The sequence below is a fragment of the Vibrio sp. PBL-C16 genome (assembly GCF_034321865.1).
Lineage (GTDB): Bacteria > Pseudomonadota > Gammaproteobacteria > Enterobacterales > Vibrionaceae > Vibrio > Vibrio alginolyticus.
In genome coordinates, this window is record NZ_JAXLNY010000002.1 from 1721146 (window position 1) to 1737700 (window position 16555).

The 16555-nt window shown below is 44.5% G+C and carries 18 protein-coding genes; 8 read left to right on the forward strand and 10 right to left on the reverse strand.

All coding sequences use genetic code 11. The features are described 5' to 3' along the window. The first annotated feature begins 20 nt into the window (after positions 1 to 20). The 4 genes from UQW94_RS16155 (at position 21) to UQW94_RS16170 (ending at position 3841) form a co-directional block, all read left to right on the forward strand. Positions 21 to 695, forward strand: coding sequence for a GntR family transcriptional regulator (locus tag UQW94_RS16155; protein ID WP_005377862.1), 675 nt, complete (start codon positions 21 to 23; stop codon positions 693 to 695). Between the two features lie 30 nt (positions 696 to 725). Continuing rightward, positions 726 to 1490, forward strand: coding sequence for a hypothetical protein (locus UQW94_RS16160; RefSeq protein WP_017633951.1), 765 nt, complete (start codon positions 726 to 728; stop codon positions 1488 to 1490). Positions 1491 to 1854: 364 nt separating this feature from the next. Beyond that, a complete protein-coding gene (locus UQW94_RS16165; protein WP_017633950.1) occupies positions 1855 to 3450 on the forward strand; it encodes a S41 family peptidase in 1596 nt (531 codons plus the stop codon). 70 nt (positions 3451 to 3520) lie between these two features. Beyond that, the gene (locus UQW94_RS16170; RefSeq protein WP_017633949.1) at positions 3521 to 3841 is read left to right on the forward strand and encodes a hypothetical protein; all 321 of its coding nucleotides are present in this window, start codon (positions 3521 to 3523) and stop codon (positions 3839 to 3841) included. Positions 3842 to 3912: 71 nt separating this feature from the next. On the opposite strand, the gene rlmF is transcribed toward UQW94_RS16170, so the two are convergent. After that, on the reverse strand, positions 3913 to 5040 hold the full coding sequence (gene rlmF, locus UQW94_RS16175; RefSeq protein ID WP_322142403.1) for a 23S rRNA (adenine(1618)-N(6))-methyltransferase RlmF: 1128 nt from the start codon (positions 5038 to 5040) through the stop codon (positions 3913 to 3915). Beyond that, positions 5027 to 5542 carry a M48 family metallopeptidase gene (locus UQW94_RS16180; protein WP_005377870.1) on the reverse strand — a complete coding sequence of 172 codons (516 nt, stop codon included), beginning with the start codon at positions 5540 to 5542 and terminating at the stop codon, positions 5027 to 5029. The genes rlmF and UQW94_RS16180 overlap by 14 nt, the downstream gene beginning before the upstream one ends. A 138-nt stretch (positions 5543 to 5680) precedes the next feature. Here UQW94_RS16180 and UQW94_RS16185 point away from each other — a divergent pair, with 138 nt between their 5' ends. Beyond that, positions 5681 to 5911 carry a glutaredoxin family protein gene (locus tag UQW94_RS16185; RefSeq protein ID WP_005377871.1) on the forward strand — a complete coding sequence of 77 codons (231 nt, stop codon included), beginning with the start codon at positions 5681 to 5683 and terminating at the stop codon, positions 5909 to 5911. A 27-nt stretch (positions 5912 to 5938) separates the two neighbouring features. Here the strand turns inward: UQW94_RS16185 and UQW94_RS16190 are convergent, their stop codons facing one another. Then, positions 5939 to 6808 (reverse strand): LysR family transcriptional regulator, encoded by an 870-nt coding sequence (locus tag UQW94_RS16190; protein WP_017820887.1) that lies wholly within the window; start codon positions 6806 to 6808, stop codon positions 5939 to 5941. A gap of 106 nt (positions 6809 to 6914) precedes the next feature. Between UQW94_RS16190 and UQW94_RS16195 the strand changes: the two genes are divergently transcribed. From UQW94_RS16195 to UQW94_RS16205, 3 genes are all read left to right on the forward strand, one after another. Then, the gene (locus UQW94_RS16195) at positions 6915 to 8138 is read left to right on the forward strand and encodes an MFS transporter (protein ID WP_322142404.1); all 1224 of its coding nucleotides are present in this window, start codon (positions 6915 to 6917) and stop codon (positions 8136 to 8138) included. A gap of 89 nt (positions 8139 to 8227) precedes the next feature. Next, positions 8228 to 8800 carry a DUF1415 domain-containing protein gene (locus UQW94_RS16200; RefSeq protein WP_322142405.1) on the forward strand — a complete coding sequence of 191 codons (573 nt, stop codon included), beginning with the start codon at positions 8228 to 8230 and terminating at the stop codon, positions 8798 to 8800. Between the two features lie 110 nt (positions 8801 to 8910). Continuing rightward, a complete protein-coding gene (locus UQW94_RS16205; protein WP_005377875.1) occupies positions 8911 to 9486 on the forward strand; it encodes a nucleoside triphosphate pyrophosphohydrolase family protein in 576 nt (191 codons plus the stop codon). A gap of 69 nt (positions 9487 to 9555) precedes the next feature. Here the strand turns inward: UQW94_RS16205 and btuD are convergent, their stop codons facing one another. From btuD to UQW94_RS16240, 7 genes are all read right to left on the reverse strand, one after another. Next, on the reverse strand, positions 9556 to 10323 hold the full coding sequence (gene btuD, locus UQW94_RS16210) for a vitamin B12 ABC transporter ATP-binding protein BtuD (RefSeq protein WP_017820884.1): 768 nt from the start codon (positions 10321 to 10323) through the stop codon (positions 9556 to 9558). Continuing rightward, positions 10310 to 11305 (reverse strand): vitamin B12 ABC transporter permease BtuC, encoded by a 996-nt coding sequence (btuC, locus tag UQW94_RS16215; protein WP_322142406.1) that lies wholly within the window; start codon positions 11303 to 11305, stop codon positions 10310 to 10312. The genes btuD and btuC overlap by 14 nt, the downstream gene beginning before the upstream one ends. An 82-nt stretch (positions 11306 to 11387) precedes the next feature. Further along, on the reverse strand, positions 11388 to 12416 hold the full coding sequence (locus UQW94_RS16220; RefSeq protein WP_005377878.1) for a succinylglutamate desuccinylase: 1029 nt from the start codon (positions 12414 to 12416) through the stop codon (positions 11388 to 11390). 274 nt (positions 12417 to 12690) lie between these two features. Next, positions 12691 to 14487: a M3 family oligoendopeptidase gene (locus UQW94_RS16225; RefSeq protein ID WP_262656924.1), complete on the reverse strand. Its 1797-nt coding sequence runs from the start codon at positions 14485 to 14487 to the stop codon at positions 12691 to 12693. 128 nt (positions 14488 to 14615) lie between these two features. Further along, positions 14616 to 15230, reverse strand: coding sequence for an alpha-ribazole phosphatase (cobC, locus tag UQW94_RS16230; RefSeq protein ID WP_213868412.1), 615 nt, complete (start codon positions 15228 to 15230; stop codon positions 14616 to 14618). A gap of 11 nt (positions 15231 to 15241) precedes the next feature. Beyond that, positions 15242 to 15775: a bifunctional adenosylcobinamide kinase/adenosylcobinamide-phosphate guanylyltransferase gene (gene cobU, locus UQW94_RS16235; protein WP_065274411.1), complete on the reverse strand. Its 534-nt coding sequence runs from the start codon at positions 15773 to 15775 to the stop codon at positions 15242 to 15244. Then, complete coding sequence (locus tag UQW94_RS16240) at positions 15772 to 16548, reverse strand: adenosylcobinamide-GDP ribazoletransferase (RefSeq protein ID WP_322142590.1); 777 nt, start codon at positions 16546 to 16548, stop codon at positions 15772 to 15774. Before UQW94_RS16240 ends, cobU begins: the two co-directional genes overlap by 4 nt. Between the last annotated feature and the right edge of the window lie 7 nt (positions 16549 to 16555).

The following is a 16555-nucleotide window of genomic DNA, read 5'->3' on the forward strand; positions in this document are numbered from 1 at the left end:
TAATTTCACGGGAGACTTCAATGTCACAGAAACCTGTTTTTAAAACGCGTACTCAGCTCGTTGAGGAAGCAATTCGAACTCAGATCTTGAAGGGCGAGTTAAAAACTGGTCAACCTTTACGTCAAGATGCGTTAGCAAAAGAGTTTAATGTTAGCCGAATTCCTGTGCGTGAAGCGTTAGTTCAATTGGAAGCACAAGGACTCGTTAGCTTTGAACCTCACAAAGGTGCGACGGTCACTGAGCTATCTCCAGAGAAAATCAATGAGCTATTTGAACTGCGCGCTGTCGTGGAATGCCACATTTTAGAGCGTGCGATTCAAAATATGACAGACGCTGACCTTGAACGCGCGCGAGAAGTTCGCGAACGTTTCGAGTCAGTAGTGAACAGTGGCGACGAAGTAGAAGAATGGAGCAACTACAACTACGAGTTCCATAAAGCCCTATATGCGCCAGCCAACATGCCTGAAACTATGGACGTCATTTACAACCTGAACACAAAGTGTGACCGATACATACGCATGCAGCTATTGTTTACAACAGGCATTAAAAAGGCAGAAGAAGAGCACTTAAGCTTGTTTGAAATGTGCCAGAATCGCGATATAGAAGGCGCCAAGTACCTGCTGAAAAAACACATTCTAGAAGCAGGCACAGCGATTCGAAACCTGCTGCTTGAAAGGCAAAATATCAGCCAGTAAACGGAATAACGAATAAGGTGATATTCAAGGATGAATGTTGGACCAAAGTTTTTACTCGCAGCGCTACGACAAAAGATTAAAGAAGAAGGGCTTTGCTACAATTCCTTGTCAGAGAAAAGTGGCATCCCTTTATCTAGTATTAAACGCCACCTACATAATCCAGCTTTAGGTTTGGATAAAGTACTTATTTATCTGAACTACCTGAATACCGATCTCATCGAACTCGCAACCTTAGCCAACGAGCTTCAGCACCAAAACGAGCAAATGCTAACAGATGAAGAGAGCGCCCTTTTCGTTGAGCATCCTTACTTACTTGATTTTATTTATATGCTGACTTCTCGTGATATTAAACCGCAAGAGATAGCCCAAACTTACGGACTTTCTGATACAAGCTTACGATTCTATTTGCGTATCGCGGAAATTCTAGGATATGTCGAAAACTTCGGAGACGGCTTGTTTTACCGTTCTGGTCGTCGATTTATTATGGAAGAAGGTACGGCATTAGACACCTTATTCAAAGAGCGATTTCAACAAGATTCGCTTTCTCATGATATCAACCCAGGCGTATGTATAGGTCGCATTAGGCTCACCGAAGAGCAGAAAGTGCAAATAGAGGACGAGCTTTGTAATAAATTAGCGAAACTTAACGCAGTTAACACTTCCAACAATGAAGGTGAACTAATAAATATATTAATGCGCTGCACTCCCGGTGCTCAGATATTTTTCGCTGATGATTTACCTAACATTGACGGAAGCCTATTAAAGCACGTCGCTCAACTCACTAAATTAAGTTAAAGCATCAGACAAATAAATCAAACAAACCCCAGATAACATCATATATCCCTACCAAACTATTGATTCAAAGCGTTTCCTGAATCTAATTCTGATTTTTATTTAGCAAGCATCGCTTAGTCAACTAAGAACTTGTCTTAATTTCACACTTATTAATTGTCTTGTTAGCTCTTTTGAAATAGACAGAAAACTTAAGTAATGACTAATTTAGCTTAAGTATAAAAGACAACTTTTTTACGTTATTTACCTCACACTATTTAACTATAAATTTGCAGACGAACAAATTAAATTAATACATTCACCTAGCTAATAAAAACAAAAGCAAAACACATAATTATAATTCTATTATTTATAAGGACATAGAAAAGTGAAATTTAAGTATTCTTTAGCAACGGCAGTCACTCTCGCATTATTACAAGGCTGTGGCGGTGGCGGCGGTGATGGTTCATCACCTACTCCGTCAACTAGCAGCGCAACTGGACCAACATGGAAAGCCGGTGATTTTAGCCAACCGTCGAAAACGTTTATCAACCAATGTGAAACGCCCCGCGTCGGACTGGACCCATATGACAACTATGCCGCCTATCCAGATAAATTGGGCTCTACATTGCACGAAAAACTCTTTTTAAGAGCTTTTACTAACGAAACGTACCTATGGTATGACGAGGTTCCTGATAATAATCCAGCAAACTACAAAACTGTTACTGATTACTTCAATACGCTGGTCACCTCTGCTACTACCGCGACGGGTAAACCCAAAGATCGCTTCCATTTTACCGTCCCTTATGAAGATGAGATGAAATCATCGCAATCCGGTTTAGTTGCTGGATTTGGTTTCAACTGGGCATTCTTACGTGGCGTACAACCTCGAGACGTTCGTATTTCCTACAATGAAGAAGCCTCGCCAGCTGATAGAAGCGGCATTGCTCGTGGTGATAAGCTTCTGAAAATCAATAATATTGATGTGGTTAACACCGGTAGTCAGTCCGACATTGATTTTATTAATAAAACGCTCTTTAACCCTGACATCAATCAAGATTACACCTTCACATTTGAGAGTGTCGACGGTCTAGTGAAAACCGTGACGCTTACCGCCTCTGATGTCATGACCTCTCCAGTTAAAAATGCCAAAGTGATTACACACAATGGTATGCGGATCGGCTATCTGCAATACAACTCCTTTGAACCAAGCGCTCAAGCCCCGCTTATTGAGGCGTTCAGTACGCTCTCAGCAGAGAATGTTGACGAGATCGTCGTTGATTTACGTTACAACGGCGGTGGCTTAGTCCTTCAGTCCTCGCAAGTAGGCTACATGCTAAGCGGTGCTGGTCAGAACCGAGTCTTCAGTGAGTTGATTCACAATGACAAAGTGATGCGTACCATTAAAGATGGGGATAACATCTATCGCTTTACAAATCTAGCAATAGACTGGGCAGCACAGAAATATTCGGACCAAGTGCTTCCGACACTGAACAAAAAGCGCGTATATGTGCTGACTTCAGGAGGCACGGCTTCCTCAAGTGAACTGCTAATCAACGCTTTGCGCGGCATTGATGTGGAGGTTATCCAAATAGGCTCAACAACCACAGGTAAACCGTATGGGTTCTCACCAGAACAAAACTGCGGCACTATGTACTACACTATTCAGTTCAAGTCGGCGAACGAGAAAAAATTTGGCGACTTCGCTGATGGTTTTATTCCTACTCCAAAGAGCCAAATCAATACCGAGCTAGGCTTAAACAATAGAGTGGAAGGTTGCTGGGTCAATGACGACCTAACAAAACCATTAGGCGATCCATCTGAAGGTATGCTTTCTGCGGCACTAAACTACATGGAAACTGGAACCTGTCCGCCAGTCTCCTCTTCAAGTTTCAACGCCATGCCGCGTAACATTTCATCTCCGGAGTTAAGCGATCTTCGCTCTCCGCTACGAACAGAGGCAATTCATGTTGAGATCAACTAGCTTTTTACGAATGCTGATTCGGGTGGCGCTTTTCCTAGGCACTTCAATTTCTTTGATAGGATGTCAAGCTATGTCACAAGAACCCGTTGAAGCATTGAGTAAAAAGAACTCTCCGGAAACAGTCATAGAAATTCAAAACGCGATCGCAGAAATCCAAGGGACACCAGCACCTAGAATCGCAAATAACGTATTTGAATCTTCACCGCATTTGTTGATTGAAAAAGGACGAGTAAAAGGGAACAACAATCAACTGTTGGATGGCAGCTATAAGGATCTTCCAGACCAATATACGTTGCAGATAAGAGGTGAAACCTGTGGCTTGTACTATGCCAAAACAGATACTTTTGTCTCTCTCAGTTCACTAGATTGTGAGCCCAACATTAAGTTTTAGATCTCCCAAAATAGAAGCCCGCTGATATCAGCGGGCTTCCTACTTTATTGTTCAGTGTGAAACGGTCAACGTTACTTTAGTTCAATCCATGCTTTGCGCTGTTGCTTATCCATGTATGACCAAGCTACAAAGCGGCTCACTTTCTGCCCTTGACTCATTTCAACCACACGAATGGCTTTCACACCCAATTTTTCAAGCTGCTTGCGCATCGGACGAACGTTGTCTTTTTTGGATATAAGGGTTGTAAACCACAAGACCTGCGCGGCAAAAGCTTGGCTTTCATTCGCCATTTTTCGGATAAACGCCGCTTCTCCGCCTTCACACCACAATTCAGCGTTTTGACCGCCAAAATTCAACGCGGGCTTACTTGTCTTTACTTGTGCGGCTTGAGGTTTTAGCCCTTTCTTACGCTGGTTTGCTTTTAGATTATCGATTTTACGCTGGCTGCCCATAGCGGCATCTTCCGCCGAACGGTGGAATGGCGGATTACATGTCGTCACATCATAACGATCATTCGGTTGAATGATACCTCGATAAATATTGGCATCATTGTGTTGCTGTATCAGTGCAATTTTTCCCGTCAAAACACGATTGTGCTCTACGATCGTTTGAGCCGATTGGATGGATTTTGGATCGACATCGCTGCCCGTATAGTGCCAACCGTATTTTGTTACACCAACAATCGGATAAATACAGTTTGCTCCCACGCCAATGTCCAACGCGTTCACTTTTTGGTGCGCGTACTGACCTTTTACTTCACTATCAAGTAGTTCTGCCACTCGGTGAATGTAATCAGCGCGGCCCGGAATCGGTGGGCAAAGGTAGGTGTCGGGAATGTCCCAGAACTCGACACCATAATACGCAGCAAGCAATGCTTTATTGAGCATTTTAACAGCATTAGGATCAGAGAAGTTTATGGAATCTTCCCCTTTCGGATTTTTGATAACGAATGGCTTTAACTGTGGTTCACTTTCCACGAGTTTTTTAAAATCGTAACGACCTCGATGAACATTACGCTCATGCAAACCATTCTTCGCTATTTTTGTGAACTCGACTTCGCTCTTTCCTGCAGGCTGAGGGGATTTGCGCGCAACTTTGTCTTTAACACGCTTCGGCTTGGCTTTATTCGCGTCTTTCTTCTGAGCCGCCATTGAAGCCTTTGGCTTTGCTTGCTTCGCGTTGTGATTATTGTTCTTCATTCAAATTCGCTTTTAAATCGAGATAAATCATAAACAAACGAGCATCAAATTCGAGTTGGTGATACTCAGGCTCCATGTAGCAACATAACTGATAGAACGCCTTGTCGTGGTTTTTCTCACGAGTATGTGCCAACTCATGTACCACCAGCATCCTTAATAGTGGCTCGGGCGCATCTTTAAATACATTGGCAATGCGAATCTCGTTTTTCGACTTCAGCTTACCGCCATGGTTTCTACTGATTACACTGTGCAAACCAAGCGCGTTGTTTACCGCGTGAATTTTCTTATCGTAGACAACTTTACTGATTGGCGCGGCTTTCTTCATGTAGCGGTTTTTGATTGCCATGGCGTACTCATAGAGCGCCCTTTCGCTTTTGATTTGGTGCCTATCGGGATAACGCTTCTCGAACCAAGGAACAAACTTGCCACTCGCTATCAATGAGCTCACCTGCTCTACGATGTTTTGTGGGTAGCCTTGAATGTATCGAAGTGACGGATGCATAGAATTAACGTCTGTTATGACAAAATAAAGGCGCTCAATATACCTGAGATAAAGGACAGTTTCACCTTAGCTTTCGCCTTTCATTTATGGTGAAAGGCCGTTAAACTTCGCCTCCCAATGATAATGGAGAGAAACTCAATGAAACGTGTCGTCCTTTACGTCAAAGACAAATGCCCTCACTGCAAAGATGCTCAACGTTATCTGGATTCGAAAAATATTAACTATCGTTTGTGCAATGCTAAGATGCAACGCGGTCGCAAAGAACTTGATGCGCTTGGTGCTCGTTCAGTGCCAGTTTTAAAAATTGGTGATCGGGTAATGATTGGCTGGAACCCAAAGAACTTCGAGAAGATGTACAAAGGCGACTAGTGCTCGGACGATGAATCTGCGCTGCGTTTAAACGTAGCGCTTGATAAAGTCGATAAACGTTCGATCTGCTATTGATAAGTACCCCTGCTTGCGCCAAGCAAGTGCCAGATCCAGCGTCACTGGTGGTTCAAACGGTAAGCCAACAACGCCCGACTCATGTTGAGTCACCAATTCCAGTAACGCGGTAATCGCAAACTCTTGTTTTACAATACTCAAAATCAAAGGCAGTAAGTTGGTCTCGAATGATGACTTCATGGTAAACCCATGCTCCTCACTCACCTGATCCAAAAATTCGCGGTGAAAATAGCCATGCTGAAACATAACCAAATCGTGTTCAAAGAACTCATCAAAAGTAAGAGCGTGTCGCTGGGCTAACTCATGCTCAGGTGAAACAACTGCGACCATTTGGCTAGTAAACAAATGGTCAGTTTCTAGGTCATCAGGCACGTTATCACAACTGATCACACCGATATCGAGTTGACCATTGAGCAGCATACGACGAATCGATTGAGTCCCAGCTTCGACCAAGGTCAATTTTAACTCCGGGAATTGGCTTTTAAACGCCATCACAATTCGTGGAAAGAAATAACTGCCCATCATTGATGGCGTTCCGAGTCGTACTTCTCCTTTCGCTAAGCCTTTCAACTCATCAATCGCGAGCTGCGCGTCGTGCAACTGTTGAATCACCCGCTTGGCATGTATAAGTAGCGTTTCGCCCTCTTTCGTTAAGCTGATTTTTTTATCATCACGGCGAAATAGGGTAACGCCCAAAGACTGCTCAAACTTTTTGATAGAAATGCTTAATGCGGGCTGGGCAATATGCAGGGCTTTCGCCGCATGGGTAATGTTTCCGTGTTCAGCGACCGCCAGAAAATGTTTAAGTTGTTTCGATTCCATTAGATCAAAAATATATGGTGTCCATATTTTTAATATATTTTTTTAATTTATAACGAACTGATAGATTGATCACAGTCTCTCCATTTGCTCACATTAGGCAGGATTCATGGTCAGTTTTGGCACACCGGAATACAAACGCATTACGCTCTCGCTAGCGCTTGGTTCCTTCTTGGTTTTTTCAAATTTATACCTACTACAGCCAATGCTGCCCACTTTTGCCCAAATTTTCACGATCTCAGAAACGCAAGTGAACTGGTTATTTGCGGCCTCAACACTCGCTCTCTCTTTTAGCCTCGTTCCGATGGCTGTGTTGTCAGAATCAGTGGGACGAAAGCCAGTCATGATGGCTGGTCTGTTTTCGATTCCTACCCTTTCCGCTTTGATGCTGTTTGGTGACTCATTTCTGTTTTTGGTGGTATGTCGAGCACTGATCGGTGTCGCGCTCGCAGCTTTTGCTGCGGTCGCCGTGGCTTACATGGCAGAAGAGCTCGACAAGCACGCCTTCTCGATGGCAATTGGAACGTACATTGCGGCTAACTCATTAGGCGGCATTGCAGGGCGTATTAGCGGCGGCTTATTGGCGGACAATTTCAGTGTTGATGTCGCCATTGAAGTTATGATGGTGTTCACTCTTCTTGGTGTCATTGGCGTTCACTATTTATTGCCAACACAGCGCAACTTCACCCCGTCATCAAGCAGCTTGCGCCATCAAAATCGTGCGCTTATTGGTCATTTTAAAAACCAACGCGTGTGGTTCGCGATGCTGATAGGAGGACTCAACTTTGCCTTGTTCGTCAACCTTTATTCCGTCATGGGTTTCCGTCTGGTGAGTGAACCTCACAATGTGCCCGTCGGGTTCGCCTCACTGATCTTTATTTGTTACTTGGGAGGGACTTTCTCCTCTCGTTGCGCAGGCCACTGGAGTAAACGTTATTCATCAATCCTCGGTATGTTCTTAGGCGCGATAGTGAGCATGACAGGGATGTGGATTGCGGCGGTTGAAAGCTTGACTGCAATGCTATTTGGGTCGTTGCTGATAAGTTTTGGTGCCTTCTTTACTCATACCCTCGCCTACGGTTGGGTCGGGCAGAACGCCACTCGCGCCAAAGCCACCGCGACAGCGCTCTACTTAGTACACTACTACGTAGGCGGTAGCTTAGGAGGATTCTTACTTCTTTATTGTTGGCAGCATGGAGGTTGGTCGAGTGTTCTTATGGGGGGAAGCGCAGTCTACCTAGCAATGTTTGCTGCAATTGCGTATTTGAAACACATTGCCGAAAGAAAGCAGACTGACCAAACACCTGACGCGGCGAGTTTAAAGAGTAGCTAAGGTACGCTCATTTACGTAATACCTCTCTGGTTACTTGGATAACCAACTCTGTTATGCTTGCGCTACTTTAATAAAAACCAGAAAGTCGTATGTCAACGCGTTCAACACAAAACACAGATATCGAAGCGATAACACAACAGGTCGATCAATGGCTCAACGATGTGGTAATCGGACTCAACCTTTGTCCGTTTGCTGCCAAACCGCAACGTAATAAACAAATCAAAATCTTTGTTAGTGAAGCGACTCAAGAAGAAACGCTTCTTGAAGATATTTTATTGCAACTGATTGAGCTGAGTAACACAGAGCCCGAACAACTTGAGACCACGTTGGTTGTGGCTCCCAACATGCTACAAGATTTCTGGGACTACAACTTTTGCATAGATTGGGTTGAAGGATTAATTAAGCAGCAAAACTGGGAAGGTATTTTCCAAGTAGCGACTTTCCATCCTGATTACTGTTTTGGTGGCGCAAGGCCTGAAGACGACGAAAACCTGACCAATCGTTCTCCTTACCCGATCTTCCATTTGATTCGCGAAGAGAGTATGGAAAAGGTACTAAAACACTATCCTGATCCTGAATCCATTCCCGATACGAACATCGCTCGTGTTTCCGCCCTTTCAGAGGAAGAACGTAAAAAGCTGTTCCCTTACCTATTTCGTTAAGCACCACTATTCCCCAAAGGCAGATTTATCACCAGTTAGATGCAATGCCCTTGGGGTTCAAAGTGCGGTTTGGTATCATTGCCGCTTCAATCGATTCAATGGAAATTAGAATGCAACTGTCAAAGCTAACCCAAGAGATTTTTGATCACTTATACCGTGATATCACCGAGTTCCGTAGTACGTTCGACTTACCAGTCGCAGACGCTGCAAGCCTTGATACGCAAGCAGACACACTACACACCTCTTTGGCGATCGAAGAGCTAACAGAGCTAGCAGAAGCAGATTGTAAAACTGAGCAAGCAGATGCCATCGTAGACAGCGTGTATGTATTAATGGGCCGTCTCGTTCATCTTGGCCACAGCAAAGTAGAAGACAACCTGGCGATCAGCTACTTAATTGATCTTCTATTAAACGTTGCGGTAAACCGTGGTATCGAGTTTATTCCTTGCTGGGATGAAGTACATTCAAGCAACATGAGCAAAGTATGCCGTAACGAGCAAGAGTACTCAGAAACAGAAGCATTCTACGCAGAACAAGGCATCAAGTTGATGGCGGTGCAGAAAGGTGAATACATCATCGCGAAATGCGCCGAAGATTTCGTATCGGAAGGTAAAACCATTCGTAAAGGCAAAGTACTCAAATCTGTTTACTACCGCCCAGCAGATCTAAAACCGCTAACTCAGTAAGCGTTGAGTTTGGCTTTCTCGATTAAAAAAACGACCTCAAGTAGGTCGTTTTTTTATTGTCCCTAAATACTAATCAAAGATTAAATAAGGTTGCTCATCTACGATGACCTTTTTGACTTGAGTATTGAACACTTCCCCGAGAGCTTCTTCCGTTAGCACAGTATCGGCACTTCCTGATGAGTGCAGCACACCGTTGTTAAGCAGCAATACTTTATCTGCGTGCTTTAATGTGCGATTGAGATCGTGATTAGCAACCAATACTCCAATTCCCTGCGCCGCCATAGCGTTAATCAATTGATAGAGCAGACCCTCTTGCGCAATATCTAACGGTGCTGCTGGCTCATCCAAAATTAAAAACTGCGAAAAAGGATTAATGGTACGCCACACCTGCAAACATACACCTGCTAATCGGACACGCTGCCACTCACCACCGGATAATGTTTGAATACTGCGATGAAGCTTATCTTGCAGTTGTACCAGCTCCACCACCATATTGACGGCATCACGCACTTTGATATCCGCAATCTCAGCACCACTTGGCAGAGATAAAGCGAGATACTGAAACACATCAACATTAAACGCTGGGCGCGATTGCTGACACAAATAACCTCGAACATGAGCTTGCTCTGACAACGGTAAAGTAAGCAAGTTTTTGTTGCCAACGTACACTTCACCACTCATACCGTCTCGGTGACTTAACGTACCAGAAATCGCAGCCAATAAAGTACTCTTACCGGAACCATTAGGCCCAACGATATGTACGATTTCGCCAGCTTTGCATTCAAAAGAAAGAGGCAATAATCGACTACCAACCGACATATGTTTAACGTGCATCATGACTCTTCACCAGCATCCAGATGAAAATAGGTGCGCCAATCGATGTTGTCATGACACCTAAAGGTAACTCTGCGGAGTCCAATAACAGTCTTGCGCCGATGTCAGCAAATACAAGCAACGCAGCACCAGATATTGCAGAAAGTGGCAATAAATAACGGTTTTCCGTACCAAAAGCCAAACGCAACAAGTGCGGCACCACCAAACCAACAAAACTGATGATGCCACCCAAAGCGACTGAACTACCCACCAAAATAGAAATGGCGAGGATCAATTTCCAACGCATTTGATGCACATCGACACCCAATTGGGTCGCATGAATCTCACCCAGCATCAATTTATCAAGCGATTTGCCTTTACAACATAACCAGATGAGCACCGGTAACATCACCAAGGTAACAGTATGTTGATACCAACTCGCACCGCCAATACTGCCCATTAACCAATACATCAGTTGGCGTAAACTGAGATCATCACTAAAGTAAAATGCCCAGGTCACAATCGCGCTCGATAAAATACCCAATGCGACCCCAACCAAAAGCAATCGAGCCGTCGTCAGGTGCATTGCCCTTGCTATCGCCACCAAAACAAACGTGAATGCCATCGAGCCAGCAATCGCTGCCAACATAAAAACAATCGGGGTAGGAAGAATAGGTGACGCGAACATGATTAAGACCATTGCTAAGCTTGCACCACCAGATATACCAAGCACGCCAGGTTCAGCCAACACGTTCCCAAGCAACACTTGTAACGTCGCGCCAGATACCGCTAACGCAGCACCAATAATTGCCGCGGACACTAACCTCGGTAAACGCAAGTCCACCAATAGCTTCTGTTCAAATGCAGATAAGGATTGAAAAGGAGAAAGGAAAATTTCTCCGACCATCAAGTGAATGGCAGAGAGTACAGCGAGCACGATCGACATAACCATCAGGTTACGTTGCCAGCGTCGTTCCTTGTTCAGGATAAGTTGTTGAAAATCCATAGCGGCCGATAAAAACAAACGAGGCTTAACCTTACAGTTAAGCCTCGGTAAATTGCAATTAACTTCTCAAAGCAATGTTGGATTAATCGTAAACCAACTCACCCTCTTCAAAACGGGTTTTCACTTCACAAACCATCAGAGCTGCACGTTGACCTATTGCGACGTGGCGGTTCGGGAAGACAATCGCTTCGTTTTCATTCTTCGCCATTAATGGTTTGTCGCCATCATGACCAAACACTTCGCCGTGAACAAATGAGGTGAAGTTTTCAACATTGTCGTCGAACATAAAGTCAAAGTCTTCGTTCAAACGAACGATTGTGCGGCTTACGCGATACTTAATGCATGGTTTTGGTAAGTGTTCTGGCTTCGTTTCCGCAATCAAATTACGTAAAGACAAATCAAACGCGGTCAGTTTATCGAGGTCATTTTCACCGATACGAGCCACACGGCCAAGCTCCATTGTGAGAGCCTGCGCACCAAAATTCTCGGCACTGTACCAGCTAAACGTGCTCGATGGTGAGTTTGACAGGAGCACTGCTTCAATGTGTGCACTGTCCAAGAAATCGATCAATGCCTTGCTGCGCACAGGATGACGAGTCTTAGGACTTACTGCAAACGTATAGTGCTTCGAGCCTCTAATCGCGCAGTGTAAATCAAGGTGCCAGCGTGTTGTCGGGTCGGTATCCTGATAAAAATCTCGAACAAGCAGCTTAAGCGTATCGGCGATAACAAGCTCTTTTGTCTGTTTGTGTTCTTTTTCGTCAAACAGACGGTTGAGATTTTCTTCGAGGAATCGCGTGTGCGCCAGAGTGGATTCTGGGTGAGCGATAATGAACAGACAACGGGTATCGACCGTCTGGAACCCAGATTCTATGTCTTGAATAATGGAATCCACCAGCTCCATCGGTGCGGTTTCATCTCCGTGAACCCCACAAGAGATGATGATGTTCTTCGTATCCTGAGTATAATTCGCAGGGATTACTTCTAATACACCACGCTGATAGAGTTTAAGTTTTACACCGTTAGAAAGCACCTGCTCCGCTGGTGCAACATCAATATGAACATCTAACGTGTCAGTTAAAAACGATTGGCGAAAGAGAGACTTCGTCATGCGTTACTCCTTAATAGCACGGCGGATATGTTAATAAATTGTACAAAGGATTTTTGTTGCTGCGATCTCACTTATGAGTAGAAATCACTATTTCCCTCGAAAATCCGATGCCTTTTCGCGCCAGGCACTCAAATCAAGCATTGAGGCGTTTAATTTTCAAACAATTACAAAGTGTTAGGGCTGTGAACTTTACCACAGCCCTGATTAAGATCATTATGATTTGATCAAATTTTTGTAGCTATAAAGCAGATTATGCATCAACACTGCGAAAAACTTAGCCGCGCTGTGCGAGCAAACGCTCAAACTCATCGACTTTTTCACGCACTAGCTCAACACTCTGCTGCCAAAACGTTGGCTGGGTTAAATCCATCGACAGGTGCTTTTCGACGACATCTTCCGCCATCATGCAGCCTGTATCGCGCAGCAAATTGATGTAATCGGTGTAAAACGCTTCGCCTTTGGTTTCTCGCTGTGCATAGATACCCTTGCTAAACAAGAAACCAAATAGGTATGGGTAGTTATAAAAGCTCACGCTATCAATAGAAAAGTGCAGCTTGCTTGCCCAGAAGTACGGATCCGGTTCGCTCATTACGTCGCCATACCATTCTTTCCAAGTTTCTGACATCAACTCACAGAACTCATCTGCGGTTAACTCTCCATCCTGGCGGCGTTCATAGAACGATTTTTCAAACTCGTAGCGAACCGGAATGTTGATCATTAAAGCTAGCGCAGATGACAACTCTTCCCACAACATTTCGAGCTTTTCATCAACGCTCTCCGCTTTCGAAATCAAATGATCACGAACGATGTTTTCTGCAAAGATAGAGGCGGTTTCTGCTAACGTCATTGGGTAGTAAGTTTGGCAAAGTGGCAAATCACGAATAACCCAGTTATGGAACGCATGGCCAAGTTCATGTGCCAGAGTCATAAGGTCTGAACGGCTGCCACTCCAAGTCATAAACACAAGTGGTGTTCGCGTTGCTGGCAGTTTGGTGCAGTATGCGCCAAGACGCTTGTTAGCATTTGGCGCGGCATCAATCCAACCATTTTGTACCATCAAACGGACAAACTCCGACATCTCAGGGTTTACTGTTTCAAATGCTTCACAAATAACATCAATCGCTTCATCAAAGTCGTAAACCTTCGCTTCACCGCTCAAAGCAGGCATAGCCGCCAGATGATTCCAAGGTTTCATCTCATCCAGACCATGTACTTGCGCCATCAATAAACCTGCTTTCTGACCAATAGCTCGACTGTCTTTGGCTACTGTCATCATCGCATTTAAAGTTTCAGCTTGGATTCGGCTACCATGCAAACTCGGCTCTAGGAAGTGAACTTCACGCTTCGTAGAACGCTTTTTGTTTTCAGTTAAGCGCCATCCTGCTAACGCATTCAAAATCGCAGCGAATGATTCTTGGTGCGTTTGCATTGCATCTTGTACGCCACGCCACGCGGCTTCTTGACGCTCGAATTCAGAACCATAAAGAATGCTTGCCGCTTGAGAAAATCCAAGCTCTTCACTATTACCATCTGTGTACTCAAGCTTCACTTTCAATGAGCCAGTCAGGTTATCGTATAGGTTACCCCAAGCCGATTTGCCATCCACACTCATCGCAGCCAGTAACTGTTCTTCTGCGTTGCTAAGACGAGTATCCGCCAACTTTCTAGAATTCAAGATAGAAAAAGCTTGCCCACTGATATCAGGATTCTCATGGTCTAACACGCGCAAGATAAACTCTTCGTCAGCATGAGTTAATGTCAAATCAAAGGGACTGAATGCTTGGGAAAGCTCCGAAAAGATGCGGGTCATTTTACCAAGTAACGATTTCGCTTTGGCGTTTGTTGCATCAACAGAAGCATAACAACTCGCAAAATTTGCAACTGTACCCGCTAAACGACTCGCAGCTTCATTGGTCAAAATCGCATTTTGCATGATCTCTACGTTGCCACAATCTACTGATTGTTTATTCAAAAGATCAATACATTGTTCCACCAGAGCAATATCGTCTTGAATTCGTGGGTCAGAAAGGTCGTTATAAACGATGGACAAATCCCAACTCGGCGTTGTCATTTCTATATTTCCTTTTTATGTAACTGAGTCAATTTTCGCTTCCTGCACCTAGCAGATGGGCTTCCACTGACATCTTCCGTGACTATGCCCGTAAGCAATATCGTTCTGGGCATTTTAATATTTATAAGTTAACGAGTTAAAAGAGGTACGCCAATCGAACGCACCGAGGCGTAAATTTGCTCATCTATGGTAATTGTTATATGCGTGACAGAAGCGTTTCCTATCGACAACGTCGAATACCACCTTGGATTACGCCAATCTAACTCCAATACATGAGCAAGAATCATACGAATGACGCCACCATGCGTGACGATAAGGAGATTGTCATTGATATCGTTGATGATTTGAGACCAAACGCGACATATGCGCTCAGAAAATGTGCTTAAGCTCTCAGCATTCGGCAACGTATGTTGTGCTGGCGATTGCCAAAAAGCATCTAGCTTTTTCCACTGCTCAGTGAGCAGATCAAAAGGCATACCATCAAAATCACCAAATGCCATCTCTTGTAAAGATTCATCCGTCATTACTGGTAATAATTGCTGTTCAGCAATGATGTTTGCCAGTTCTTGACAGCGTGAAAGTGGAGAAGAAATTATTCCACCCACACCTCGTCCACTCTCAGCCCAAGCCCGAGCAATACTTTCTTGATCAGCAGGCGTAACTTTTACATCTGTTTGGCCATGGAGTCCTGGTGGAGCGTCTACTTTTCCATGACGCACAAGATAGATATTGAGTGTTTTCATTTTGTTCCATCCTACTCTTTAAGAACCAACGGCAAACCAGCAGCAACAAAGGTAACGCGATGGCAAACACTGGCTAGTTTTTGATTCATCCGTCCTGCATTATCCACAAAATAACGACTAACCGCCCCCAAAGGTACAATGCCCATTCCAACCTCGTTAGAGACGAATATTAACGTCGCATCTGAGCCACGTACCACCTGTATAAGCTTTTCAATTTCTGCTTCTAGCTTCTCATTGGAACATTCATCACCTAACTCAAATATCCAATTGTTGAGCCACAAGGTTAAACAGTCGATCAATACAACATCGGTGATAGCGAAATTTGTCAGTAACTCAGATAAATGAAGGGGGCATTCATGCTCTTGCCACTCGCCCCCGCGTTGCTTTTGATGATGCGCTATTCGCTCTCGCATTTCTTGGTCAAATGGCAGCGCGGTTGCAACATAGTGTAATGATCGATGAGAAGCGACCGATAATTGCTTAGCTGTTTTTTCTGCCAAATGCGACTTCCCAGAGCGCGCGCCACCGAGTATCAATTGCTTCATGAGGAGTGATACAACCCAATCATAGTGAGATAAATAAGCAGTTCCGACAACTGTTGCGCTGCGCCAAGGCAATCCCCCGTAAAGCCGCCAATTCTCTTGGTTAACCAACGTTTGAACATCAAACGAAATACCACGAGAACAAGCGATATCAAGATCGCATCCGCGATACCAAGCACAAGCAATGTTACGCCACCAGTAAACAACAAAATGGAGACTTCTAGAGAAGACTGGCGACTTGCTAGCGGTTTACTTTTCGACGTATCACTGTCACTGACATAAGGCATGTCATAAATAAGCGTCGCTGCTAGTGCTCGGCTTGCGGTGTAAGCGACGACAATGACCAACCAAAAGTGCGGCAAGTTAGCCAGTTCACTCCAAAAAACATACTTAGCCAATAACGCCATAATGAGAGTGGCGGCACCATAAGTGCCAATACGACTGTCTTTCATAATAGAGAGGCGTCGCTCTACGGTCATGCCACCGCCAATGCCATCCGCCATATCGGTCAAGCCGTCTTCGTGAAAAGCCCCAGTTAACAATAAGTTAAACACCATCGTTAATACTATGGCAACCGACTCTGGGAAAAAAATTGAGGTGAGCGAGAATACCAAAGCGCAAAGTGCTCCAAGCACGAGACCAACTAACGCGAAGTAACGGCCTGCCTGATTCATGCGTTCTTCACTGTAAGGCAACGCTTGGGGCACGGGTAAGCGGCTAAAAAAACTGGTAGCTAATAGAAATAACTCCCACTGGTATCTTAACGATGACGGCATGACTTTC